The sequence below is a fragment of the Roseburia sp. OM04-10BH genome (assembly GCF_003462605.1).
Classification (GTDB): domain Bacteria; phylum Bacillota; class Clostridia; order Lachnospirales; family Lachnospiraceae; genus Roseburia_C; species Roseburia_C amylophila.
The window spans coordinates 173621-197530 of sequence record NZ_QTZI01000001.1; the positions used below are offsets into that span (position 1 = coordinate 173621).

Annotated in this window: 19 protein-coding genes; 15 read left to right on the forward strand and 4 right to left on the reverse strand. The window is 41.2% G+C overall.

From position 1 onward, the window contains the following. The first annotated feature begins 22 nt into the window (after positions 1–22). The 5 genes from DXB43_RS00815 to DXB43_RS00835 all read left to right on the forward strand — a co-directional run bounded on the left by DXB43_RS00815 (position 23) and on the right by DXB43_RS00835 (position 5465). A complete protein-coding gene (locus DXB43_RS00815) occupies positions 23–1330 on the forward strand; it encodes a patatin-like phospholipase family protein (protein ID WP_117946133.1) in 1308 nt (435 codons plus the stop codon). A gap of 73 nt (positions 1331–1403) precedes the next feature. Next, positions 1404–1793, forward strand: coding sequence for a hypothetical protein (locus DXB43_RS00820; protein ID WP_117946135.1), 390 nt, complete (start codon positions 1404–1406; stop codon positions 1791–1793). Positions 1794–1987: 194 nt separating this feature from the next. Next, positions 1988–4522, forward strand: a complete 2535-nt coding sequence (locus DXB43_RS00825; RefSeq protein WP_117946137.1) for a hypothetical protein — start codon at positions 1988–1990, stop codon at positions 4520–4522. Between the two features lie 185 nt (positions 4523–4707). After that, entirely contained in the window at positions 4708–4962 is a 255-nt protein-coding gene (locus DXB43_RS00830; RefSeq protein ID WP_117698651.1) for an HPr family phosphocarrier protein, read from the forward strand. Between the two features lie 20 nt (positions 4963–4982). Beyond that, a complete protein-coding gene (locus DXB43_RS00835) occupies positions 4983–5465 on the forward strand; it encodes a DUF6465 family protein (RefSeq protein WP_117946139.1) in 483 nt (160 codons plus the stop codon). Between the two features lie 63 nt (positions 5466–5528). On the opposite strand, the gene DXB43_RS00840 is transcribed toward DXB43_RS00835, so the two are convergent. The 4 genes from DXB43_RS00840 to murC all read right to left on the reverse strand — a co-directional run bounded on the left by DXB43_RS00840 (position 5529) and on the right by murC (position 10506). Then, positions 5529–6716 carry a ribose-phosphate pyrophosphokinase gene (locus DXB43_RS00840; RefSeq protein WP_022243630.1) on the reverse strand — a complete coding sequence of 396 codons (1188 nt, stop codon included), beginning with the start codon at positions 6714–6716 and terminating at the stop codon, positions 5529–5531. A 71-nt stretch (positions 6717–6787) separates the two neighbouring features. Further along, positions 6788–7780, reverse strand: a complete 993-nt coding sequence (locus DXB43_RS00845; protein ID WP_117841363.1) for an ATP-binding protein — start codon at positions 7778–7780, stop codon at positions 6788–6790. Positions 7781–7814: 34 nt separating this feature from the next. After that, a complete protein-coding gene (locus DXB43_RS00850; protein ID WP_022243628.1) occupies positions 7815–8843 on the reverse strand; it encodes a DnaD domain protein in 1029 nt (342 codons plus the stop codon). A gap of 283 nt (positions 8844–9126) precedes the next feature. Continuing rightward, positions 9127–10506 (reverse strand): UDP-N-acetylmuramate--L-alanine ligase, encoded by a 1380-nt coding sequence (gene murC / locus DXB43_RS00855; protein ID WP_117946141.1) that lies wholly within the window; start codon positions 10504–10506, stop codon positions 9127–9129. Between the two features lie 292 nt (positions 10507–10798). Here murC and DXB43_RS00860 point away from each other — a divergent pair, with 292 nt between their 5' ends. From DXB43_RS00860 to DXB43_RS00905, 10 genes are all read left to right on the forward strand, one after another. Next, a complete protein-coding gene (locus DXB43_RS00860) occupies positions 10799–12073 on the forward strand; it encodes a glucose-1-phosphate adenylyltransferase (RefSeq protein WP_022243626.1) in 1275 nt (424 codons plus the stop codon). Then, on the forward strand, positions 12070–13188 hold the full coding sequence (gene glgD / locus DXB43_RS00865; RefSeq protein ID WP_117946142.1) for a glucose-1-phosphate adenylyltransferase subunit GlgD: 1119 nt from the start codon (positions 12070–12072) through the stop codon (positions 13186–13188). Before DXB43_RS00860 ends, glgD begins: the two co-directional genes overlap by 4 nt. Positions 13189–13227: 39 nt before the next feature. Continuing rightward, a complete protein-coding gene (gene spoVG, locus DXB43_RS00870) occupies positions 13228–13497 on the forward strand; it encodes a septation regulator SpoVG (RefSeq protein WP_117698655.1) in 270 nt (89 codons plus the stop codon). 435 nt (positions 13498–13932) lie between these two features. Then, complete coding sequence (locus DXB43_RS00875; protein ID WP_022243623.1) at positions 13933–14685, forward strand: sugar phosphate nucleotidyltransferase; 753 nt, start codon at positions 13933–13935, stop codon at positions 14683–14685. After that, a complete protein-coding gene (gene pth / locus DXB43_RS00880) occupies positions 14673–15233 on the forward strand; it encodes an aminoacyl-tRNA hydrolase (RefSeq protein ID WP_117698657.1) in 561 nt (186 codons plus the stop codon). Before DXB43_RS00875 ends, pth begins: the two co-directional genes overlap by 13 nt. Positions 15234–15245: 12 nt before the next feature. Further along, positions 15246–18794, forward strand: a complete 3549-nt coding sequence (gene mfd, locus DXB43_RS00885; protein ID WP_117946144.1) for a transcription-repair coupling factor — start codon at positions 15246–15248, stop codon at positions 18792–18794. Positions 18795–18869: 75 nt separating this feature from the next. After that, positions 18870–19967, forward strand: a complete 1098-nt coding sequence (locus DXB43_RS00890) for a peptidyl-prolyl cis-trans isomerase (RefSeq protein ID WP_158567170.1) — start codon at positions 18870–18872, stop codon at positions 19965–19967. A gap of 89 nt (positions 19968–20056) precedes the next feature. Then, positions 20057–20560: a shikimate kinase gene (locus DXB43_RS00895; protein ID WP_117946148.1), complete on the forward strand. Its 504-nt coding sequence runs from the start codon at positions 20057–20059 to the stop codon at positions 20558–20560. Between the two features lie 3 nt (positions 20561–20563). Continuing rightward, positions 20564–22195 (forward strand): M23 family metallopeptidase, encoded by a 1632-nt coding sequence (locus DXB43_RS00900; protein WP_242994298.1) that lies wholly within the window; start codon positions 20564–20566, stop codon positions 22193–22195. A 150-nt stretch (positions 22196–22345) separates the two neighbouring features. Next, entirely contained in the window at positions 22346–23638 is a 1293-nt protein-coding gene (locus DXB43_RS00905) for a UDP-N-acetylglucosamine 1-carboxyvinyltransferase (RefSeq protein WP_117841358.1), read from the forward strand. Positions 23639–23910: the final 272 nt, after the last annotated feature.

Genomic DNA, 23910 nt, shown 5'->3' on the forward strand with positions numbered 1-23910 from the left:
AGATAACCGGAGGAGGACTTATATGAAACGTGGAATTGCATTAAGTGGAGGCGGTACGAAAGGCTCTTATGAACTGGGAGTCTGGAAAGCATTAAATGAACTTGGTATCGATTATCAGATTGTAACCGGAACATCCATAGGTTCCATTAACGGAGCCTTAATGGCAACGGGAGATTATGACAGGGCTTATGAACTATGGAGCACCATAACCATGGAAGATATGATGGAGGATGGAATCAATCTGACGGATACCATAGAGGGCATGTATGACCAGAGAGAGGCAATTGGTCCATTCCTGAAAAAATATGTCAAGAATAAAGGCGCAGATATTTCACCTTTTACTGCTTTTATTGAAACACTGATAGAAGAGGATAAGATTCGGAAATCAAAGACAGACTTTGGATTGGTTACGGTGGAATTTCCGTCTTTAAAACCCTGCGAACTGACAAAGCGTGACATTCCGGAAGGACTTATGAAAGATTATATTCTGGCATCTTCTGCAATTTTTCCATTATTTCCGATGCATAAAATCGGAGAGACAACGTATCTGGATGGATGTTATTATGATAATCTTCCAATTGACCTTGCTATCCGAATGGGAGCACAGCAGATTATTGCTGTTGATTTACATACATCACCGGCACACGATGCCTATGCAAAGCGGCCGTATGTAACTTATATCAAGCCAAGCCGCTCCCTTGGAACCATGATGAATTTTGACCATGCTCTTTTAATGGCAAATGCCAGAATGGGATACCAGGATACCATGAAGGTTTATGGAAAATATTATGGCTATGTATATACCTTTGAAAAGGAATCCATGGAGAAATACCGCAGGGCAATGGAGTGCTTTTTGTATCGGATGACAGAACTGGATTTACTGGTCAGGGATGAAATTCCGGTAAAACGTTTTGCTAAGAAAAGTGAATTTAATAAAGTACATACACTTCTGGCAGAACGAAGCGAAAAGGAGAAAATGTCACCGAGGGAATATTTCCTTGCAGCGGCAGAAATCTGTGGAGAGGTATTTGATGCAGATGCAGCAATTGAATATTCCATGGAACATTTTGTGGAAACACTTCATAAGAAGTTGGCAGATGCAGAGTTAAGACAGGCGACAGAATGTATCATTGCACATAAATTAAGAGAGCCAGCAGGACTGATTGCAGAAGTTAAAAACTTTGGAAAAGAAATGCTGGTGGCTGCGGCTGCATATTATGCGGCACAACAGGACACACTGACGTCAAAAGAAATTCTGAAACTGCATGCCATGTTCCCAAAGGAACTGACAGCGGTATTATTTCTGATGTCGTTGGAAACAAACAGATAACAGCATTTTTGCCGTCAACAAACAGTCTCTGCTGCATATATTATACTGATGAGAATCAGGAGAGAAGGAAACATTGGATTATAATCAGGATATTTTCTTTAAGATGCAACAGCAGCAGATGCCAGGCAAACAGCCCTTTTACATGACAAATCCAATCCAGAATCTTTACATGACGGAGTTAGAATATCAGAGGGATTTAGACCGCATGAAAGAGATGTATCCGCTAGAGATAAGAAAAGTACAGGAGCTGGTGGAAGAAGAATGCGATAAGATGGAATATGAGGGAAGTCTCATGTTTGACGAGTATCCGGACCGGCTGATGCTGCGACAGATTTGTAAGAGAATCCGTGATAAGGCGGGACTTGGGGAAAGCCGGGAAGACATGGATGCTCCGGAAATTCTTCTGTTTCATGAGATGTTTCACCGCAGATGCCGTTACAGACGCTGCCGCAGATGCTGGTAGCAGATAATAAAATAGAGGTTGAGCTTTTACAAAAAAGGAATTACAATATAGCTGTCGTTTTTTGATGGCTATATTGTTTGTTTACGTGAGTAGCGAGAAAAATCGCATGCCTGCATGCAGATTTGACGAGCGCCGCGATAACTCGAGAACTCGCAAAGTGTGTTTTTCGTAGTTTAGGAAGATGAGGAATACAGATGAATAAAGGAATGATTCGGGCACTGGTGTTAGCAGGTGTATTTCTGGTATCAACCGTAGTGTTTAGCTTTTTGACAAATAAAACAAATCCCGATATGACAACAGAACTGGAGGAGGCAACGCTGCCGACTGTCCAGCTTTATTATAAAGAGCAGAAAATCAATGAACTCTACGGGTATGTAGATGAAATGAATGCAGTTTACATGAGGGACAGCATTACGCCGATTGATACGGACAGGCTGCTTCCAATCCGCGTTCAGAATGGAAGCTATGCAGTGGATGAACTTTCCTATGAGATCCGGAGTATGGATACTAAGCGTCTTATTGCAGATGCGAAGGTAGATAGTTATTCCCAGAAGAATGGAGTGATTACAGCAGACCTTCCGATTCAGAATCTTCTGGATTCCAATGCAGAATATCTGTTGATTATACATTTACTGCATGGGGATGATACTTTAAATTATTATACAAGGATTATTGAACCGCAGGATTGTTATGTGAAGGAAAGCATTGATTTTGCAAAAGATTTCCATGAAAAAACATTTCAGGAGGATGGAAGCGGCTCTCTGGCAACTTATATGGAACCGGATTCTTCTGCGGATAATACCACACTTGCCAATGTCAGTATTCATTCCACACTGCGACAGGTAACATGGGATAAATTCAATGGGACCGTTCTGACGGATCCATCGGTGAGTATCAAAGAAATCAACGATTCCTATAATGTAATTCTATTGGATTATGTAGTGACGGCAACCGGAGATAATGGGGAACTGGAATATTATAATGTAGAAGAATATTACCGTGTCCGTTATACCAATGACCGGATGTATCTATTGAATTTTGAGAGAACCATGGATGAAATTTTCCGGGCAGAGAATGATGATTTTTATGAGAATTATTTACAGCTTGGAATATGTTCGTCCGATGTGGAATATAAGAGTAATGAGACAGGAAGTATTCTTTGTTTTGTAAAAGAAGGAGAACTCTGGTGTTACAATGCGACAGAAAAAAAGCTTTCCCAGGTGTTCAGCTTCCGTGGTTATGAGGGGATTGATTCCAGGGAAAATCATAAGGAACATGATATCCGGATTATTAAGGTGGATGAAACAGGAAGTGCTGATTTTGTTGTATATGGTTATATGAACAGGGGAAACCACGAAGGTCAGGTGGGTGTAGGTGTTTATCATTATGACAGCGTGGCAAATACAGTAGACGAGGAACTGTTTATACCATCCACCCACTCTTACGAAGTGCTGAAATCAGAACTGGGACAGCTGATGTATGAAAATGAAAGTGGAATGTTCTACATTATGATGGGTGGGACACTGTATGAGATTAATCTTGCTACTACCAAAGAAAAGGAAGTAGTCAGCGGATTTGAAACAGGAAATTATGCGGTATCAGAGAATAACCAGTTTGTTGCGTATATTGCAGATGGCAACAGTGACAGCGGTTCGAAAATTACTGTTCTGAATCTGGAGAATTCGAAAAGCTTTGAAGTGGCAGCGGCAGCAGGAACGTATATCCGGCCACTGGCATTTATGGAAGATGATTTTATCTATGGAGAGGCAGATGACAGTGATGTGTATACAGATTCTGCCGGAAATGTACAGTTCCCGATGAATCATATTTATATTGTAGATACGGATGATGAAGAACACGGAGTGTTAAAAGATTACCATAAGGATGGATATTATGTAGCGTCTGTAGAAGTTGTGGATTATACTATTTATCTGAACCGGGAACAATATAACGGTATGGCTTATGTTCCGGCAGAACAGGATACGATTATGAATCGTGAGGGAGATTCTGCAGAAGTAGTCAGCATTCACAGTACGGTAACGGAACGAAAACAGACGCAGCTGCAGCTGCAATTATTACAGGAAGAAGAGATAAGCTCGGATCGTCTTCTGACTCCGAAACGGATTGTATTGGAGTCACCGAGAAATGTGAATCTGAAAGAGCCGGAAGAGACAGATTATTATTATGCTTATTCTGCCGGAAGAGTAGTGCTGGCAACGGATAATGCGGCAAAAGCCATTGCAGTGGCAAATGATAATGTGGGCGTTGTGGTAGGAAGCAGACAGCAGTATATCTGGAAGAGGGCAAGAAAATCTTCCCAGTCACCACTGACGATTACAATAGGTGATGCAGACGCATCCGGAACAACGATAGCAAAAGCAATCAATGGTATGCTTTCGATGCAGGGATTAAATGTTGGTGTAGGAGAATTGATGACATCCGGAAATACACCAAAACAAATTTTAAAGGATACCCTGCAGGACTCTGTAGTCATTGATTTGACCGGAAGCGATCTGGATGCAGTGTTATATTATGTCAATCTGGGAACACCGGTATTTGCCATGAGCAGTGGAAGCGAAGCTGTATTGATTACAGGCTATGATAACGCAGGAGTCTATATTTATAATCCGGCAACCGGTGCAACAGAGAAGATGTCAATGACGGATGCACAGAATTTATTTGATACAGCAGGTAATGTATATTTTGCTTATATGAAAATGGAAGAATAGGGATGCAGGCAGAGACAGGCGTGAATAAGGCGTAAAAAACATATAAAATTGCCTAAAAAAAGCCGAAGTTTCTTGGCAGTTTCGGTATTAGTGCTGTATTTTCACAAAGTCTATTGCAAAATCTGTTCGTGTAGGCTATATTAACTTTTGTACGAATTGTACTACTTAGAAGCGAGGAAGATAACATGAGTAGAAAAGAAGTTACAGTTTCAAACGTTTCAAAAAAACACGATAATCCAATTGCAGAGTTGGTTCAGGTTGCCTGCCAGTTTGACAGCAATATTACTCTGGAAAGTGATAACCGTAAAATTAATGCCAAGAGCATCATGGGAATTATGGCATTTAATCCGTCCAAAGGAATGACGGTTAACATTGTTGCAGAGGGGAATGATGAAGAAGAAGCTCTTTTAGCAATGGAGAAGTTTTTAGTGTGTGATTAATTTTCAGGGAGGGAATTATAATGCAGAAGAGACCAGTTGAAAAAGCAGCCGAAGTAAAGGCAGCAGTAAAAGCTACAGAGACAAAGGCAGTAGTTAGGGCAGAAGAGGTTAAGGCAGAAGCAAAAGAAGTTGTAGCGAAGAAAGCAGAAACCGTAGTAAAGAAAGCGGAAGAGACAGTTAAGAAGGCAGAGGAGACAGCAAAGAAAGCAGAGACAACTGTAAAAGCAGCAGCAAAGACTACCGCAAAGAAAGCAACCAAGAAAGCAGCGGCTAAGAAAACTGCCAAGGCAGAGAAGAAAGAACTTGTACCGGAAGTATTTGTTCAGTTTGATGGTAATGAAGATGTTGTTGCAAACGTGATTGAGAGAGCAAAAGAAGCTTTCACAGCAGACGGACACAGAGCATCCAGCATCAAGTCTTTAAAGGTTTATTTAAAACCGGAAGAATATGCAGCATACTATGTTATAAACGATACATATGCAGGCAAGGTTAACTTATTCTAGTTTTATTTTGCCCATGATATTAAAATGGCTTCGGAATTCCGAAGCCATTTTTGCTGTTGTTATTTATTTCTTTTTCTGATTAGCTTTATATTTCTTTATAAGCTTCTGGATACGCTCGTTTGGATCTAAGAGCTCGCTGATAGAAGCATCATGATTCAATGTATCGATAATATAAGCAATATATTTGCTCATGTCACAGTTGATATAATATGGACGGCTTAAAAGCTCCGGAGTCTGATAAGTCAGGTTGGTGGTAACTACACGGTAGATAGTTCCATCTTCTACAGCTTTATCGAATTTTTCCAGACCATTGGTGAAAAGTCCGAAGGTTGCAACGACAAAGATTCTGTTTGCTTTTCTCTTCTTTAGTTCGGTTGCAACGTCAATCATGCTTTCTCCGGAAGAAATCATATCATCGATAATCAGAACATCTTTTCCTTCTACGGAAGAACCTAAAAATTCATGTGCGACAATAGGGTTACGTCCGTCAACAATTCTGCTGTAATCACGACGTTTGTAGAACATACCCATATCCAGACCAAGTACACTGGAAAGATAAATTGCACGTCCGGTACCACCCTCATCCGGGCTGATAATCATCATGTGGTCAGAATCAATCTGTAAGTCAGGAACGTTTTTGCAGATACCTTTGATAAACTGGTATGCAGGCTGAACAGTTTCAAAACCACCCTTTAAAGGAATTGCATTCTGGACACGAGGGTCATGTGCATCAAATGTAATAATGTTGTCAACGCCCATGGCAACCAGTTCCTGTAAAGCCAGTGCACAGTCTAAAGATTCCCTGGTGCTTCTTCTATGCTGGCGACTTTCATAAAGGAATGGGATGATAACAGTAATTCTTCTTGCCTTGCCGCCAATTGCAGCAATAATTCTCTTTAAATCCTGATAATGATCGTCTGGGGACATATGGTTTGTCTGACCGCACAGAGAATAAGTAAGGCTGTAGTTGGTGACATCAACCATAAGATAAAGGTCATAACCACGAACAGTTTCTTTGATCATTCCCTTTGCCTCGCCTGAACCAAAACGAGGGGTAACTGCTTCAATGATATAAGAATCACGTTTGTAGCCCATAAAAGCTGCATCATTCTGGTGCTGATGCTGTCTTTCGTCTCTCCATTTGACAAGGTATTTGTCAACTTTTTCTCCTAATTCCTGGCAGCTCTGTAATGGAATAATTCCAAGAGAACCAGTAGGAAGGGTTTCTAAGTTTCTTTCACTGTTTGACATGAATAGGTTCCTCCATAGAAATAATTTATCTTATATAGTTCAATAGATATAGCATCTAATTGAATGCGTAATTAATGCAGCTTTTTCTTAAGACGGATATCGTCCCCAAAAAGCTTGATCATCGTATAGCTGCTGAAGATGCGGGAGCAGATACGCTCGGAATATACATCAGCAAGCTGGTCGATACTTAAATTCGTAGAAATCAATGTTGATTTCTGACGCAGCATACGTTCGTTCAGACACAGGAAAAGCCGGGATGCCGTAAAGGAGTTGGCAAGCTCGGTTCCAAGGTCATCAATGATTAAAAGATCACAGTCGAAGATATTCTGCCCGGCAGCAGAAGCTGCAGCGTCCTTCTGGAAAGTGTCCTTTTCAAATATATCAAATAATTGGAAGGCTGTAAAATAAATAACGGAATGTCCTTTATCTAAAAGCTCTTTGGCAACGCAGTTTGAAAGAAAAGTCTTACCGACACCGGTTGCTCCATAGAAAAAGAGATTTTCAAAAGAGGTATCGAAATGCTCAATAAAGGACTTACAGTCTGCAACAGCTTTTTTTGCAGTATCATAAGCAGATAATCCGGTTGTGGGATTTATCTGCTCTTTGGAATAGTATGCATAAGAGAAATTCGAAAAATTCTCTTTGGCTAAAATATCTTTTACATTAGACTGCGTATAGACTAAATCAATGGCAGCCTGTACAAAACAATGACAGCGTTCATTCCCAATATAACCGGTATCCTTACAGTCCTTACAGGTGTAAACCGGTTCCAGATAATCAGCCGGATAACCCAGAGAAGCAATCAGATTCTGTTTCTCCCTGCGAAGAGCAGCAAGCTGTTCTTTTAATGAAGAGAGAACAGAGGAATCTTCTGCTCCATCATCAGATAAAAGCTGTTTTGCACTTGCTACTGAGATGGAAGAAATCTCGTTGTCTATTTCTGTAAGGCGCGGACATTTTCCGTAGACTTCCTGAATGCGTTCATCCAGAAGATGCTGATTGTGAAACTGTCTGGCATTATATTGCCGGATTAAAGTATCGTATTGTGAATTATTAAGAGACATGAAATGCTCCTTTAGTATTCCTGAAAAAAGTGTCTTAATTATTTAAGAGCTGTTTTTCAAGCTGTTCAAAATTATAGGTACGCTGTGAAAAATTGTTAAACCGGTTGGCGGCAGTCTTGTTTACGGTGACATTGCGGGAAGAAGATGCCTTGCTTTTTTTGTAAGCAGTGTCTAATATAGCAATATCCTCTAAATGGTGGATATTGCATTTATGCCAGTTCTCTAAGATGGTATCGGCATACTGGAAGCTTGGCTGATTTGTCGCCTGCAGTGTCCGTTTGCATGCCTCGGAAATGATATCCAGTGTAAATCCAAACTGGCTGGTCCATTTATCTACCAGTTCAAGTTCGTATTCAGCCAGTTTTCTGCCGCTGATTCCAAATGCCTTCATGACACCATAATGTGTCTGCTTATAGGCACTGGAAGAACGTCTGGCATCCTCCGCAGTACGGATAGAAGAAGCAGACCAGGAAAGGGCAATCTTGTCCATATAGCGGATGCTCTTATGGCCGTTGTCCACACAGGATTCTACCAGATATTCAATCAGGTCTGTGGAGAATTTCAATTCATCTGACCAGTAAAGAATGGTTTCATAATCCTTGATGGACAAAGGATGTCCGATATAGCGTTCAATAATGAATAATAAATCGCTGGAAGCCTCATCATTCTGGAAAGACAGAATCTGGTCTTTTGTATAGGATGGACGGATATCTACAGAAGATGCTTCCGTAGGCTTTTCTGCATGTTCAGAATCCTGCGTAACCGCAGAAACAGGCTCACACAGGCAGATGCCGGTAAGCTGTTCGCCGGAATTATATTCTAACTGGAGTAAGTGTTTTTTCTCCCAGTATTTTAAGGCACGTTTAATATCCTTTTCTGTATGGTCGAATTTATCAGCCATCTTAGAAATGGAAAAATTCTCAGCTGCGTTGATGCAGCGGAGTAAATATAAATAAATTTTTACAAATTCTCCATTGGCATCTGCCATATACTCATCAATAAAGGTATTGGATACGCAGGTAACCGTGGATTTGCTTTTCGTATGTAATGTTATGTCTGTCATAAGAACTCCCTCTTTCACCGACCACATTATAGCATATGAATCTAAAATTGAGAAGTCTTATTTTAACCAAAAATCCAGTAAAATCAAGGGTTTCCACATTTGCACAGAATTGTGAATAATGTGGATAACTTTCTTTTGAAAGTGCATTATGGTAACTGAAATGGGAGCAGTTTGGCGGTTAATGCAGATAGAATGGCGATTTTCAAAAATACATTATGTAAACAAAAAAATCCACATCCATAATTCACAAAAATGTGAATTACGATGTGGATAATGTGGATAACTACTGCTGAAGCAGGTGTTCTCCTATAAGATACACGTCTCCGGCCCCCATAGTTATCAACAAATCATTGTTTATGCATTTTTCCGATAAAAATTTTTCAATCTCATCAAAAGACGGGAAGTAATAACTTTCCTGACCGTTTTTCTGAAGCTCTGCCAAAAGGTCTTTGGAAGAAATTCCGATCGTATTTTTCTCTCTGGCTGCATAGATGTCTGCAAGGACTACAATATCTGCCATGGAAAGTACCCGGGCAAAATCACTTAAGAATGCCTTGGTTCTGGAATAAGTGTGTGGCTGGAAAACGCAGATAATCCGTCCGTGTGGATAATTCCGGGCTGCGGTTAATGTAGCAGCTACTTCAGTCGGATGATGGGCATAATCATCGATAACGGTGATACCGTTTTTTGTTCCTTTGTATTCAAAACGACGTTTGGTGCCGCCAAACTGAAACAGTCCCTTTTTGATAACATCCAAAGGAAGACCGAGATTTAAGCAAAGTGCAATGGCAGCCAGCGAATTGGAGACATTATGCTTGCCTGGAACGCTTAAGGAAACGGTTCCTAAGTCTTCGGTTTTGTGCATCAGAGTATATGTGCCGCAGGCATGGTCATTATAAGTAATATTTTTAGCATAAAAGTCATCGTTTTCGCATAAACCATAAGTAGTGACGCTACAGGACAAATTGTTGGTAATCTGATCTAAAGCTGCAATCTGACCGTTGATGATTAATACACCATCATGTGCAGTATTTCCGGCAAATTCATGGAAAGAACGGCGGATATCATCGATATCTTTGAAGAAGTCGAGATGCTCAGCTTCCACACTGGTGATGATACTGTATTTCGGATGAAAATGCAGGAAACTGTTGGTATATTCGCAGGCCTCGGTAATGAATACTTCTGAACCACCTACGCGGATATTTCCACCGATTGCTTCTAAGATACCACCAACACTGATTGTAGGGTCAGCCTTTGCAACAAGAAGAATCTGTGAAATCATGGATGTGGTAGTGGTTTTTCCATGGGTACCGGCAACTGCAATGGATTTCTCATAGTTATCCATAATCTGTCCAAGCAGTTCTGCACGGGAAAGCATTGGAATACCGGCATCTACGGCTGCTTTAAATTCCTCATTGTCCTCGCGGATGGCAGCAGTATAGACAACCAGTGCAGGACGGATGGATAAGTTAGATGCTTTCTGGCCAATGTAAATGGTTGCGCCTTTTTTTGCAAGGCTGTCGGTAAGCGCAGACTGCTTTGCATCAGAACCGGAAATGGTAAAACCTTCTTCCAGCAAGATTTCTGCAAGACCACTCATACTGATACCGCCAATACCGATAAAATGTACATGAATAGGTTCTTCAAAATTTAATGAATACATAATTCTTTACCTGCCTGACTTATAATTTCGTTTCTTGAGAAAAGATTTCTTCCTAATATTATAACCATATGCAGGGAATTTGCAAATCTATTTTGTCTGTCAGGAAAAAAGAATGCAAAATAATGGAGGTGATTTTGTAAAAATGACAAGAAATGTTCAAAAATTGTCTAAAATGACTAAAATATGCGAAAAAAGATAAAATAATTATACAGAATGCTGTACAACATATGGGCAGTGTGTTATACTTTTGTTATACCAAAATGACCTGATTTTATGACGAGAGGTGAATGACGTGATTAAGAAAGAAATGATAGCCATGCTTTTGGCGGGCGGACAAGGAAGCCGTCTTGGAGTATTAACTTCCGGTGTAGCAAAGCCTGCAGTCGCATTTGGAGGAAAGTATCGTATTATCGACTTCCCATTGAGCAACTGCATCAACTCAGGTATTGATACCGTTGGAGTGCTGACACAGTATCAGCCATTGAGATTAAACAGACATATTGGAATTGGAATTCCGTGGGACTTAGACCGTAATAACGGAGGAGTAACGGTTCTTCCACCATATGAGAGAAGTGATAACAGTGAATGGTATACTGGTACAGCAAATGCGATTTACCAGAACCTGAAATATATGGAGACTTATAATCCGGATTATGTGCTGATTTTATCAGGTGACCATATTTATAAGATGGATTATGAAGTAATGCTTGATTTCCATAAGGAAAATAATGCAGACGTAACAATTGCAGCAATGCCTGTTCCAATAGAAGAAGCAAGCCGTTTTGGTGTGGTTATAACAGACGAAAATAAAAAAATTAAAGAGTTCGAGGAAAAACCGGAACATCCGAGAAGTAACCTCGCATCCATGGGAATATACATATTCAACTGGAAAGTATTGCGTGACAGTTTAATTGCTATGAAGGATCAGAGCAATTGTGACTTCGGAAAGCATATTATTCCATACTGCCATGAGAATGGAAAGCGTTTATTTGCTTATGAATTCAATGGTTACTGGAAGGATGTTGGAACACTTTCCTCCTATTGGGAAGCAAATATGGAATTGATTGATCTGATTCCGGAATTTAACCTTTATGAAGAATACTGGAAGATTTATACCAAGAGCGATAATGTAGCTCCGCAGTATCTTGCAGCAGAGTCCAAGGTTGATACCAGCATTATCGGAGAAGGTGCTGAAATTTATGGAGAAGTGCAGAATTCTGTAATTGGTGCAGGAGTCCGGATTGAAAAGGGTGCGGTGGTACACAATTCCATTATCATGAAAGAATGTGTGATTGGAGAGAATACTGTGGTGGAGAAATCCATTATTGCAGATAAGACCATTGTTGGAGCAAACTGCCACTTAGGCGTAGGCGAGTATGCACCAAGCACATTGAATGAGAAAGTATATGCATCTGATCTGGTTACTATCGGAGAAGATTCTGTAATACCAGACGGAGTTTCAATTGGAAAAAATACAGCGATTTCCGGAGTAACGGAACCGTCAGATTATCCAGATGGAATGTTAGCAGGCGGTGGAGCTATTATTAAGGAAGGTGACAGAATATGAAGGCATTAGGATTAATTTTAGCAGGTGGAAACAATCATCGTATGCAGGAACTTTCCAGCAAGCGTGCAATTGCAGCAATGCCAATCGGCGGAAGCTACCGATGCATTGATTTTGCATTGAGTAATATGAGCAACTCACATGTTCAGACCGTTGCAGTGCTGACTCAGTATAATGCACGTTCTTTAAATGAACATTTAAGTTCATCCAAATGGTGGGATTTTGGAAGAAAACAGGGAGGTCTTTATACCTTCACTCCTACCGTAACCGCTGACAACAGCTGGTGGTACAGAGGAACTGCAGATGCAATGTACCAGAACATTGATTTCTTGAAAAAACGTCATGAGCCATATGTAATTATTACAGGTGGTGATTGTGTATACAAGCTGGATTACAATAAGGTATTGGATTACCATATTGAGAAGAAAGCTGATATAACTGTTGTGTGCAAGGATATGCCGGAAGGCGCAGATATCAGCCGCTTTGGTGTAATCCGCATGAATGAAGAATCCAGAATCACAGAGTTTGAAGAGAAACCTATGGTATCCAGCTCTAATACAATTTCTACCGGTATTTATATCATCCGCAGAAGACAGCTGATTGAAATGTTAGAGCGGAGCGGTCAGGAAGACAGATGGGATTTCGTTACAGATATTCTGATTCGTTATAAGAATATGAAACGAATTTATGGATATAAAATGGAAGATTACTGGAGCAATATTGCAACAGTAGATTCATATTACAATACCAATATGGATTTCCTGAAACCGGAAGTGAGAAATTACTTCTTCCGTGAGACACCGCATATCTATTCGAAAGTAGATGATTATCCACCAGCAAAATACAATGCAGGTTCTGATGTGAAGAACAGCCTGATTTCCAGTGGATGTATCATCAACAGTAAAATAGAAAATTCTGTATTGTTTAAAAATGTGTTTGTAGGAAAGAATTGTGTAATCAAGAATTCCATTATTCTCAATGACGTATATATTGGAGATAATACGCATATTGAAAACTGTATCGTGGAAAGCCGTGGAACGCTGAAAGCCAACACGTATTATTGCGGTGACGACGGAGTAAAGGTTGTACTTGAACGCAATGACAGATATTCACTGTAGGCAGAAGACTTAAGAGAAAGGCGTGAAGGGGGTAACATAATGCAGATTACAGATGTAAGAATACGTAAAGTTGAAAAAGAAGGTAAAATGAAAGCTGTGGTATCTATTACCATAGATGAAGAATTTGTTGTACATGATATCAAGGTGATTGACGGAGAGAAGGGACTCTTCATTGCAATGCCAAGCCGCAAGGCTGCTGATGGGGAATACAGAGACATTGCACATCCAATTAACTCAGATACCAGAAATAAGATACAGCAGATTATTTTAGAAAAGTACGAAAGTGAAATCGCAGCTGAGGAGGCGTAACACGTACATAGAATAAGGAAGACGAGCAGGCTGTCACAGAAATGTGGCAGCCTGTTTTTCACACTTCTTTTTTTGAACAATTGATAGAATGAAGTATAAATATGCCGTGGGGCAAATGAGAAAGCATGAAAAAGACTGTTAGGAGCACTTGGAATTTCGGGCGAAAACAGACAACGCCGGCACAGGGAAGTGCCGGCGAGGCGCAAGCAACATGGATGTTGATTTGCGCCGGTTGTCAGAACTGATAAAAATTTTTTCAAAATTCTTAGTGCTCCTTATAGTCTTTTTCGCTTTTCCATTTGCCCCACGGCATATTTACATTGTCATCTATTTCATATTGTGGAAAAAAGGATGACAAATTTCTGAGAAAGAAGTATACTAAAATGTAACAGTATTTTCGGCAGAAAGCCGGAGAGGAATAAAGAGGATAAAAATATGGAAGCATTAAAAGCGGTAATATTGGCAGCTGGAAAGGGAACCAGAATGCAGTCAGACCTTCCGAAAGTAGTGCATACAATAGATGGAAAGTGTCTGGTAGATTATGTAATTGAAGCGGCAGAAGGAGCAGGAGCGGAGGATATCTGTCTGGTGGTAGGCTATAAGCATGAAGAGGTAGAGAATACCATTTCACATAAAGATGATGTAACATTTGTACTGCAGGAGCAGCAGCTTGGAACTGGTCATGCGGTAAAATGTGCCAAGGATTTTCTGGGAAAAGATGGACATACACTGATTCTTTTTGGAGATGCGCCACTGATTACATCTGCAACCTTAAAGCAGCTTTTGGAGCATCATATCCAGCATAAAAATGCAGTAACCGTATTGTCAGCAACGATAGATGACCCGACCGGATACGGAAGAATTATCCGCAATGAATCAGGAGAATTTATAAAGAGCGTAGAACATAAGGATGCAAACGAGGAAGAGTTGAAATCCCATGAGATTAATTCCGGAATGTATGTGTTTAATACCTGGGAATTATCACAGGCATTGGATAAGATTCAGCCGAATAATGCACAGGGTGAATATTATCTGCCGGATACGCTTACGATATTAAAGGATAAAGGACTTCGTGTAGATGCATTTGCACTGGAAAGCCCGGAAGACATCAATGGAGTAAATGACCAGAAGCAGTTAGAATCAGCTGCAGAAATCATCAGAAGAAGGAAGAAAGAATGTACATTATAGCGGGACTTGGAAATCCTGGAAAGAAATATGAACATACCAGACATAATGTTGGCTTTGATGTCATGGATGTACTGGCAGAAAAATATAATATAAGGATGGACGAAAAAAAGTATAAAGCAATCTGCGGCAAAGGAATGATCGGAAGTGAAAAAGTTGTTCTGGTGAAGCCACAGACTTTTATGAACTTAAGCGGAGAAAGCATCGCTGAAGCAGTAAATTTCTATAAAGTGGATCCGGCCAGTGAACTGTTAGTGATTTTTGATGATATCAGCCTGGCACCGGGAAGAATACGGATTCGTAAAAAAGGCAGTGCCGGCGGACACAATGGAATTAAAAATATTATTGCGCAGGTGGGAACAGAGCAGTTTGCTAGGATCAAGGTAGGTGTCGGTGAGAAACCACAGGGCTGGGATTTGGCAGACCATGTCCTTGGCCATATGGATAAGGCAGACCGGAAACTGGCAGAGGAAGCATTTTTAGATGCGGTATCTGCGGTAGAACTGATTGTCGATGGAAAAATCGAACAGGCAATGAATGACTATAATTAAAGGAAGAACATTATGAATGTATTTTTGCAGCCCCTTTCGGAACTGGAAGAATTGCAAAATGCCTTAAAGCAGCTAAAGAGCAGTCCGGGTATCGTTCAGATATCCGGATGCATGGATGCGCAGAAGGCACATATGGTATTTGCGGCGAACGATGGTTTTAGAAATAAAATCATCGTTACTTTTAACGAACAAAAAGCAAGGGAAATCTTAGAAGATTATCGTTTTTTCGACAGGGAGACTCTCTATTTCCCAGCGAAGGATATTTTATTTTATCAGTCGGATATCAGAAGTAATCAGCTTACCGGAGAGCGGATTGCCCTGTTAAAACGTTTATCCGAAAAGAAGCCGGTTACAGTGGTATTGACTTTTGACGGACTGATGAACCGGATGGCAGGACTTGAAGCCTTTAAAGAAGCGGTGCGTACTTATAAGGTGGAAGACGAATTAGACTTTGAGGCAGAGACAAAGCGGCTTTTGCAGATGGGGTATGTGCGCAATTATCAGGTGGAAATGCCGGGAGAATTTGCGGTGCGTGGAGGAATCCTTGATATATATCCTCTGACGGAAGAAAATCCGCTGCGTATTGAAATGTGGGGAGATACCATTGATTCCCTGCGAAGCTTTGAGGCTGAGAGCCAGCGTTCCATAGAGAATCTGGAAGAAATTATGTTGTATCCTGCAACGGAACTGGTGCTGACGGAAGAACGGAAGCAGGCGGGCTTGAAGAAAATTCGACAGGAAGCGGTAAAAGCAGAAAAGAAGTTCCGCGACCAGATGAAAAATGAAGAAGGCCATCGCATCAAACAGACGGCGGCTGCTTTGGAAGAAGAGATAGAAGAATTAGGTGGTGCAGCTAATTTGGACAGCAGCCTTGCATATTTCTTCCCGGAGGCGGTAAGCCTTTTGGATTATTTTGGCAAAGACGAGACTCTTTTAGTCCTGGATGAACCTGCCCGGCTGATGGAAAAGGGCAGAGTGACAGAGCAGGAATTTGAAGAGAGCATGAAGCAGCGCTTGGAGAAGGGTTATATCCTGCCGGGACAGGCAGAAACGCTCTTTACCGGAAAGGAAATTACTGCGAAGATGCAGAGTTTCCACGGACTTGCACTGGCAGCACTGGATATGAAGGTGCGGGAGTTAGACATTACGAACCGTTACCATATTCAGGTGCAGGGTGTGAATTCCTATAATAACAGCTTTGCAACGCTGGTGAAGGATTTAAAGAATTATAAGAAAAACGGATACCGGGTCGTTGTATTATCCGCATCTAAGACAAGGGCAGAGCATCTGGCGAAGGATTTACAGGAAGAAGAGGTAAGCTGTTATTATGCCAAAGATTTTGAACGGGAATTGCAGCCGGGAGAAATCTTAACTGCCTATGGAAAAGTAAAACGTGGATACGAATACCCGCTGATTAAATTTGCGGTTATCACAGAAAGTGATATATTCGGGCAGGAAAAGAAGAAACGGAAGAAACACCGCCTCTATGAGGGAGAAAAGATACAGAGCTTTCGTGACCTTCATGTAGGTGATTATGTGGTACATGAAAATCACGGCCTTGGCATTTATCGTGGAATCGAGAAAATCGAAGTCGATAAAAAAGTCAAGGATTATATCAAGATTGAATATGCCAAGGGAGGCAATCTTTATATTCTTGCAACCCAGCTGGAACTGATTCAGAAATATGCCGGTTCCGATGCCAAGAAACCAAAACTAAACCGGCTGGGCAGCCCGGACTGGGATAAGACAAAAACCAGAGTGCGTGGTGCGGTAAAAGAAATTGCCCACGAACTGGTGGAACTCTATGCTATCCGACAGAACAAAGAAGGCTATGTCTATGGTCCGGATACTGTATGGCAGAAGGAATTTGAAGAGATGTTTCCATTTGAGGAGACAGAAGATCAGGAACTTGCCATTGAAGCAACCAAGAAGGACATGGAAAGCACCAAGATTATGGATCGTCTGATTTGCGGAGACGTAGGATATGGCAAGACGGAGGTGGCAATCCGTGCTGCCTTTAAGGCGGTGCAGGAGGGAAAACAGGTAGTTTATTTAGTACCGACCACAATCCTGGCGCAGCAGCACTATAATACCTTTGCCCAGCGGATGAAAGATTTCCCGGTAAGAGTAGATTTGCTTTGCCGTTTCCGCAGCCCAAAAGAGCAGAAGAAAACCATAGAAGATTTGAAAAAAGGCATGGTGGATATTATTATCGGAACCCACAGAGTGCTTTCTGAGGATGTGAAATTTAAGGATTTGGGACTTCTCATTATCGATGAGGAGCAGCGTTTTGGTGTGGCTCATAAAGAGAAAATCAAGCAGATGAAAAAGGATGTGGATGTGCTGACTTTAACGGCAACACCAATTCCAAGGACATTGCATATGAGCCTTATCGGAATCCGCGATATGAGTGTTTTAGAGGAGCCGCCGATGGATCGTGTGGCAATCCAGACTTATGTCATGGAATATAATGAAGAAATGGTGCGGGAGGCAATCTGCCGGGAATTAGCAAGAGACGGACAGGTTTATTATGTATTTAACCGGGTAAACCAGATTGCAGAAATGGCAGCGAAAATTTCAGAACTGGTGCCGGATGCCAATGTGGCATTTGCCCACGGACAGATGAAGGAACGGGAACTTGAGGATATTATGTATCAGTTTATCAACGGAGAGATTGATGTGCTGGTATCCACAACGATTATCGAGACGGGGCTTGATATTTCCAATGTAAATACCATGATTATTCATGATGCGGATAATATGGGACTGTCACAGCTCTATCAGCTTCGCGGAAGAGTAGGACGTTCCAACCGGACGGCATATGCGTTCTTAATGTACCGCCGGGATAAAATGTTAAAAGAAATCGCAGAGAAACGTCTGGCTGCAATCAAGGAATATACAGACTTAGGAAGCGGCTTTAAGATTGCCATGCGGGATTTGGAAATCCGTGGAGCCGGAAACCTGCTGGGTGCCCAGCAGAGCGGACACATGGAGGCAGTCGGTTATGACCTTTACTGCAAGATGCTCAATGAGGCTGTCAAACAGGAGAAGGGAATCGGAGAGGAAGAAAGCTTCGATACAACAGTAGATGTGGAAATGGATGCATTTATCCCATCGTCCTATATTCCAAACGAGACACAGAAGCTGGATATTTATAAACGAATTGCAGCCATTGAAAATGATTCAGAAAGTGATGAGATGCTTGATGAGCTGACAGACCGTTTTGGAGACCCGCCAAAATCAGTAACAAACCTTCTTTCCATTGCATTGATAAAAGTGCTGGCGCATCAGGCGTATATGAAGGAAGTGGTAGAGCGTGGCAATACAGTGCGCTTTGTCATGTATGAAAAAGCTGCGGTGAATCCGGCAAAAATACCGGAACTTCTGTCAAAATATGATCATGCGTTGAAATTTATACCGGATCAGAAAGGACCGTATTTTGTGCTGAACCGGGGAACCAACAGCCGGACAGTATCAGGCAGCAGTATCGACTATATCCGCCAGTTTGTGTTGGATGTGCAGACGATTCTGGTAGAAAAAACCATAAAAAAGGATGCTTAACTGCATAAAAATCTTGCGGCATGTACGAAAAAGCACTATAATAGAACGATGATAAATATTTTGGAGGAACGTGATATGAGATTTAAGAAATTCACAGCACTTGCATTGGCGGTTGTTACTGCAGCTTCCGTAGCTATGACAGGATGTGGCAGCAGAATCGATGAAGATGCAGTTGTTGCTACATTAGGAGATAAAGAGATTTCACTTGGACTTGCCAACTTTATGGCACAGTATACAGCAGTATCCTATGACAGCTATATTACCATGGGATATGCTAAGGAAAATATGTGGTCACAGGATTTATCCGGAAACGGTAAGACTATGCAGGATAATGTAAAAGATGGAATCCTGACACAGATTCAGACCAATTATCTCTTAGAAGACCATATGAAAGACTATGGTGTGGAAATAACGGATGAGGAGCTTTCTGATATTGATACTGCAGCACAGCAGTTCATGGATGACAATAGCAAGGAAGCAATCAGGACCATGGGTGCCAAGAAAGAATATGTAGCAGAAATGCTTCGACTGAACCTGATTCAGAAGAAGATGCATAATGCAATCATTGCAACTGTAGATACCGAAGTTTCTGATGAAGAAGCGGCACAGAGAACATTCAGTTATATCAAGGTTTCTACCGAGGCACATTATGATGACAGCAAGAATTATGTGGAATATACCGATGATGAGAAGACAGAATTAGAAAAAACTGCAGAGAAAATCGCAGAAGAAGCGAAAACTGATTTTGATGCAGCAGCAACAGACAACGGATATACTGTAAGCACTTATTCATACGGCAGTGATGAAATCGGTGAAGATGGAACAGCAACCGGAAGTATGGATGCATCCATTATTACAGCAGCAGATGCGTTAAAAGAGGGAGAAGTTTCTTCCATGATTTCCGTAGATGGAAAAGGATATTATGTTATCCGCTTAGACAGTGAATTTGACCGTGATGCAACAGACAAAGAGAAAGAAACAATTGTTTCCCAGCGTCAGTCCGATAAATATACTGAAGTATGCGACAGCTACAAGGAAGAAAAAGAATGGACGGTAAATGATGATGTATGGGCAGCTGTTAACTTTGATAAGCTCTATACCATCAAGAAAACAGATACAGAAACAGAATCTGTAAGTGAGACAGAGACAGCATCAGAGGCAGCAACAGAATAATTGCAGAAATTATAAAGTAACAAGAACATAGAGAAGCAGAAAATTTATTTTTCTGCTTCTTTTCTATCACATAGATACAGGAGTATGGAATGAAAGACAATATCGTATTAATCGGAATGCCGGGCGTAGGAAAAAGTACTGTAGGTGTCGTATTGGCGAAGGCATTAGGCTATAATTTTGTGGATGCAGATTTAGTCATTCAGCAGCAGACTGGAAAGCTTTTGTGTGAGCTGATTGCAGAGCATGGAACAGAAGGATTTCTTGAGATTGAGGATGAGGTAAACAGCAGCATAGAAGGACATAAAGCAGTTATTGCCACAGGAGGCAGTGCAGTATATTGTGCAAATGCCATGGAGCATTATAAAGAAATTGCAACCGTACTTTATCTGAGTGTATCTTATGAGACATTAGAAGAGCGTCTTGGTGATTTGAAAAACCGCGGTGTGGTATTGAATGATGGCCAGACGCTGAAAGATTTGTATGATGAGAGAACTGCATACTATGAAAAATATGCGGATGTAACAGTAAACGAAGAGGGATTGTCAATTCGTGAAACAATCGATGCAGTAAAAGAAAAACTCGGGATGGAATAAAAGATGCAGATACCAGGGAATGCACAGGAACCTGTGAAGATGCAGGAATCAGATAAAATGAAGAAGTCAGATAAGATGCAGGAGCAGAAAAAGAAATCAACAACTTTAAATAGAATTGGAAAAGTCGATAAAAAGATTCGTATCCGCATGTGGGCAGCAGGCATATTTTTCGTCTGTCTGGTACTGGTGGTACTTTTGCAGAAATTTTCACTGGGACAGAATTATTTTGTGGTAACCGTAAATAATAAAGTGGTAGGCTGTGTCAGCAGCAAGACAGATGTGGAAAAGGCAGTACACGAAAGCCGGCGGCAAATGGCAAAAGAGAGTGAAGGATATCTGATGCAGGAGATTTCTTATGAGACAACAGAAAGCCATAAGCCATTTCAGAAACTGTTAAGTGAAACTGCATTAAAAGAAAAGATTACAAAGGAGCTTAAGAAAGACAATTCCGGAGAAATCTTTGCATATACGGTAAGTGCCGGTGAAAACCAGCTTTCTTTTGCAACTTTAGATGAAGTAGAAACGTTTTTAGGACGTTTGAAGGAAGAACAGGATACGGACAATCGGTTTGAGATAGAGTTCAAAAAGGAAACGGATCATCAGGAGGGAATGCTTCTTGCAAACTTAAAAGAAACAGGTGATTCAGAAAAAACAGAAGATTCTGCGGATGCCGGTATTGTGCAGCAGCTTGGGACCTATCTTTCCGATGCACAGGAGAATCCCGGGGAAAATAATTATGAAACCGGAATTCTTTCGATGGAATTTGCACAGGATGTGGAAGTGTTCACCAATCTGGTAGCAGCGGACACTCTGACGGATATAGATGCCGCGGTGGAAGAAGTAACAAAAGAGAAAGAAACGAATAAAATATATGAGATACAGCCGGGAGACTGTCTGTCGGTCATTGCACAGGAGCATGATACATCGGTGGCAGCAATTATCGCACTCAATGGATTGTCCGGGGAAGATGCAGTAATCAGTGCCGGTGAAGAACTGATTCTGTCGGTGCCTCAGCCGGACATCAGCTTACGGATCAGCGAAGGCGTAGTATATGAAGAGGATTATACCGCAGAACCGGAGATTGTACCGAATGATTCCTGGTATACGACCGACGAAGTGGTGCTTGCAGAGGGAACTACCGGACATCGCGAGGTTAATATGGTGGTGACAACAGAGAATGGAATTGAGACGGAGCGGAGTATGATCCACCAGACCATACTGACAGAGTCAACGCCGGCAGTTATTGAGCGTGGAACCAAGATACCGCCAACTTACATTAAACCGCTGATTGGCGGAAGAGTTTCTTCCGGTTTTGGAAGAAGATGGGGCAGAATGCATAAAGGAATTGACTGGGCATGTCCGACCGGAACCAAGGTATTTGCATCCAGCAATGGTGTAGTAGTCAGTGCCGGTTATGTTTCCGGTTATGGCAACTGTGTCTTAATCAGCCATCCGGATGGAAGAATGACACGTTATGCACATAACAGTAAATTACTGGTAAAAGCAGGGCAGAGCGTATCACAGGGTGAAGTGATTGCATTAAGCGGAAGTACGGGACGTTCTACAGGTCCGCATGTGCATTTTGAGATATTAATTAATGGTTCCCAGGTAAATCCGGTGAACTATCTGAATTAATTTCGATTTACAAGTCAGTGAATATATAATATAATAATACTATTGTAGATAATTCTTTTGAGGTACGAGAAATACTTGACAAAAGAGGAAATAAGTTACTATAATATTTTGTTTGCAATTTTGTAGGGAATCTAAGCATAGAGGTGCGAGATGGAACAGTATGTGATTAAAGGTGGAAATCCTTTGGTTGGCGAAGTTGAGATTGGTGGAGCTAAGAATGCTGCACTGGGAATTCTTGCGGCAGCAATTATGACGGATGAGACCGTAATAATAGATAATTTACCAAACGTTCGTGATATTAATGTGTTATTAAGTGCCATGGAGGGAATTGGTGCTAAGATAGAACGTCTTGGAGAACATAAGGTAAAGATTAACGGTTCACTGATTCATGACTTGAGCGTGGACTATGAATATATTAATAAAATCAGAGCTTCTTACTATCTGTTAGGAGCATTACTTGGTAAATATAAGAAAGCAGAAGTGGCTTTTCCGGGTGGCTGTGCAATCGGAACCCGTCCGATTGACCTTCATCTGAAAGGTTTTCGCGCGTTAGGAGCCGATGTTGATATTCAGCATGGGTTAATTTCTGCTACTGCAGAGCATCTGGTGGGAAACCATATTTATTTAGATAAAGTTTCTGTAGGAGCAACCATCAACATTATGATGGCGGCATCCATGGCAGAGGGAAAGACAATTATTGAAAATGCAGCTAAGGAGCCACATGTCGTAGACGTAGCAAACTTCTTAAACAGCATGGGAGCAAATATCCGCGGTGCAGGAACAGATGTTATCCGTATTGTGGGTGTAGAGAAGCTTCATAAAACAGAATATTCTATTATTCCGGATCAGATTGAAGCAGGAACTTTTATGTTTGCAGCGGCTGCAACCAAAGGTGATGTAACTGTTAAAAATGTTATTCCCAAGCATTTAGAGGCAACCACAGCAAAATTAATTGAAATTGGTTGTGAAGTGGAAGAATTTGATGATGCAGTACGTGTGGTATCCAGCAAGCCATTGCATCATACCCAGGTAACTACTTTGCCGTATCCTGGCTTTCCAACAGATATGCAGCCACAGATGTCGGTGCTTTTAGCATTAGCAGAAGGAACAAGTACCGTAACAGAAAGTATTTTTGAAAACCGTTTCAAATATGTAGATGAACTGACCCGTATGGGTGCACAGGTGAAAGTAGAGAGCAATATTGCAATTATTACCGGTGTTGAAAAATACACAGGTGCAAGAGTCAGTGCTCCGGATTTAAGAGCAGGTGCAGCCCTTGTAATTGCAGGTCTTGCAGCAGAAGGCATCACCATTGTAGATGATATTTATTATATTGAACGTGGATATGAACATTTTGAAGAGAAATTAGCTTCCCTTGGTGCAATGATTGAAAAAGTAAGCTCCGAGAAAGAAATCCAGAAATTCACATTGAAAGTATCATAAGATAAGAGCATCACAATATAGAAAGTTCTGAATATAAATACTAATATGAATATTGCAATGAGACAGAAGTGTTAAAAAGCGTTATCATAACCAAAAAAAGATATCTGGTAAATATGCTGCAAATGAGGCATAGTTATCAGATATCTTTTATACTTTACAGGAAATTGCTTTCCTGTAAAGTATAAAACGCTCCGCGAGGATGCGCACTGCGGCGTATAAGGCAGATGTCGCAAGCGACCGCCGCAGGCGCTAGAATGTGCCAAGGCACATTC

Coding starts and splice junctions, on each gene's coding strand:
- DXB43_RS00840 (WP_022243630.1), bottom strand. CDS start 6,716: ATGTCAAACAGTGAAAGAAACTTAGAAACCCTTCCTACTGGTTCTCTT.
- spoVG (WP_117698655.1), top strand. CDS start 13,228: ATGCAGATTACAGATGTAAGAATACGTAAAGTTGAAAAAGAAGGTAAA.
- glgD (WP_117946142.1), top strand. CDS start 12,070: ATGAAGGCATTAGGATTAATTTTAGCAGGTGGAAACAATCATCGTATG.
- pth (WP_117698657.1), top strand. CDS start 14,673: ATGTACATTATAGCGGGACTTGGAAATCCTGGAAAGAAATATGAACAT.
- DXB43_RS00845 (WP_117841363.1), bottom strand. CDS start 7,780: ATGTCTCTTAATAATTCACAATACGATACTTTAATCCGGCAATATAAT.
- DXB43_RS00900 (WP_242994298.1), top strand. CDS start 20,564: ATGCAGATACCAGGGAATGCACAGGAACCTGTGAAGATGCAGGAATCA.
- DXB43_RS00815 (WP_117946133.1), top strand. CDS start 23: ATGAAACGTGGAATTGCATTAAGTGGAGGCGGTACGAAAGGCTCTTAT.
- DXB43_RS00825 (WP_117946137.1), top strand. CDS start 1,988: ATGAATAAAGGAATGATTCGGGCACTGGTGTTAGCAGGTGTATTTCTG.
- DXB43_RS00850 (WP_022243628.1), bottom strand. CDS start 8,843: ATGACAGACATAACATTACATACGAAAAGCAAATCCACGGTTACCTGC.
- DXB43_RS00830 (WP_117698651.1), top strand. CDS start 4,708: ATGAGTAGAAAAGAAGTTACAGTTTCAAACGTTTCAAAAAAACACGAT.
- DXB43_RS00895 (WP_117946148.1), top strand. CDS start 20,057: ATGAAAGACAATATCGTATTAATCGGAATGCCGGGCGTAGGAAAAAGT.
- DXB43_RS00905 (WP_117841358.1), top strand. CDS start 22,346: ATGGAACAGTATGTGATTAAAGGTGGAAATCCTTTGGTTGGCGAAGTT.
- mfd (WP_117946144.1), top strand. CDS start 15,246: ATGAATGTATTTTTGCAGCCCCTTTCGGAACTGGAAGAATTGCAAAAT.
- DXB43_RS00890 (WP_158567170.1), top strand. CDS start 18,870: ATGAGATTTAAGAAATTCACAGCACTTGCATTGGCGGTTGTTACTGCA.
- DXB43_RS00835 (WP_117946139.1), top strand. CDS start 4,983: ATGCAGAAGAGACCAGTTGAAAAAGCAGCCGAAGTAAAGGCAGCAGTA.
- murC (WP_117946141.1), bottom strand. CDS start 10,506: ATGTATTCATTAAATTTTGAAGAACCTATTCATGTACATTTTATCGGT.
- DXB43_RS00875 (WP_022243623.1), top strand. CDS start 13,933: ATGGAAGCATTAAAAGCGGTAATATTGGCAGCTGGAAAGGGAACCAGA.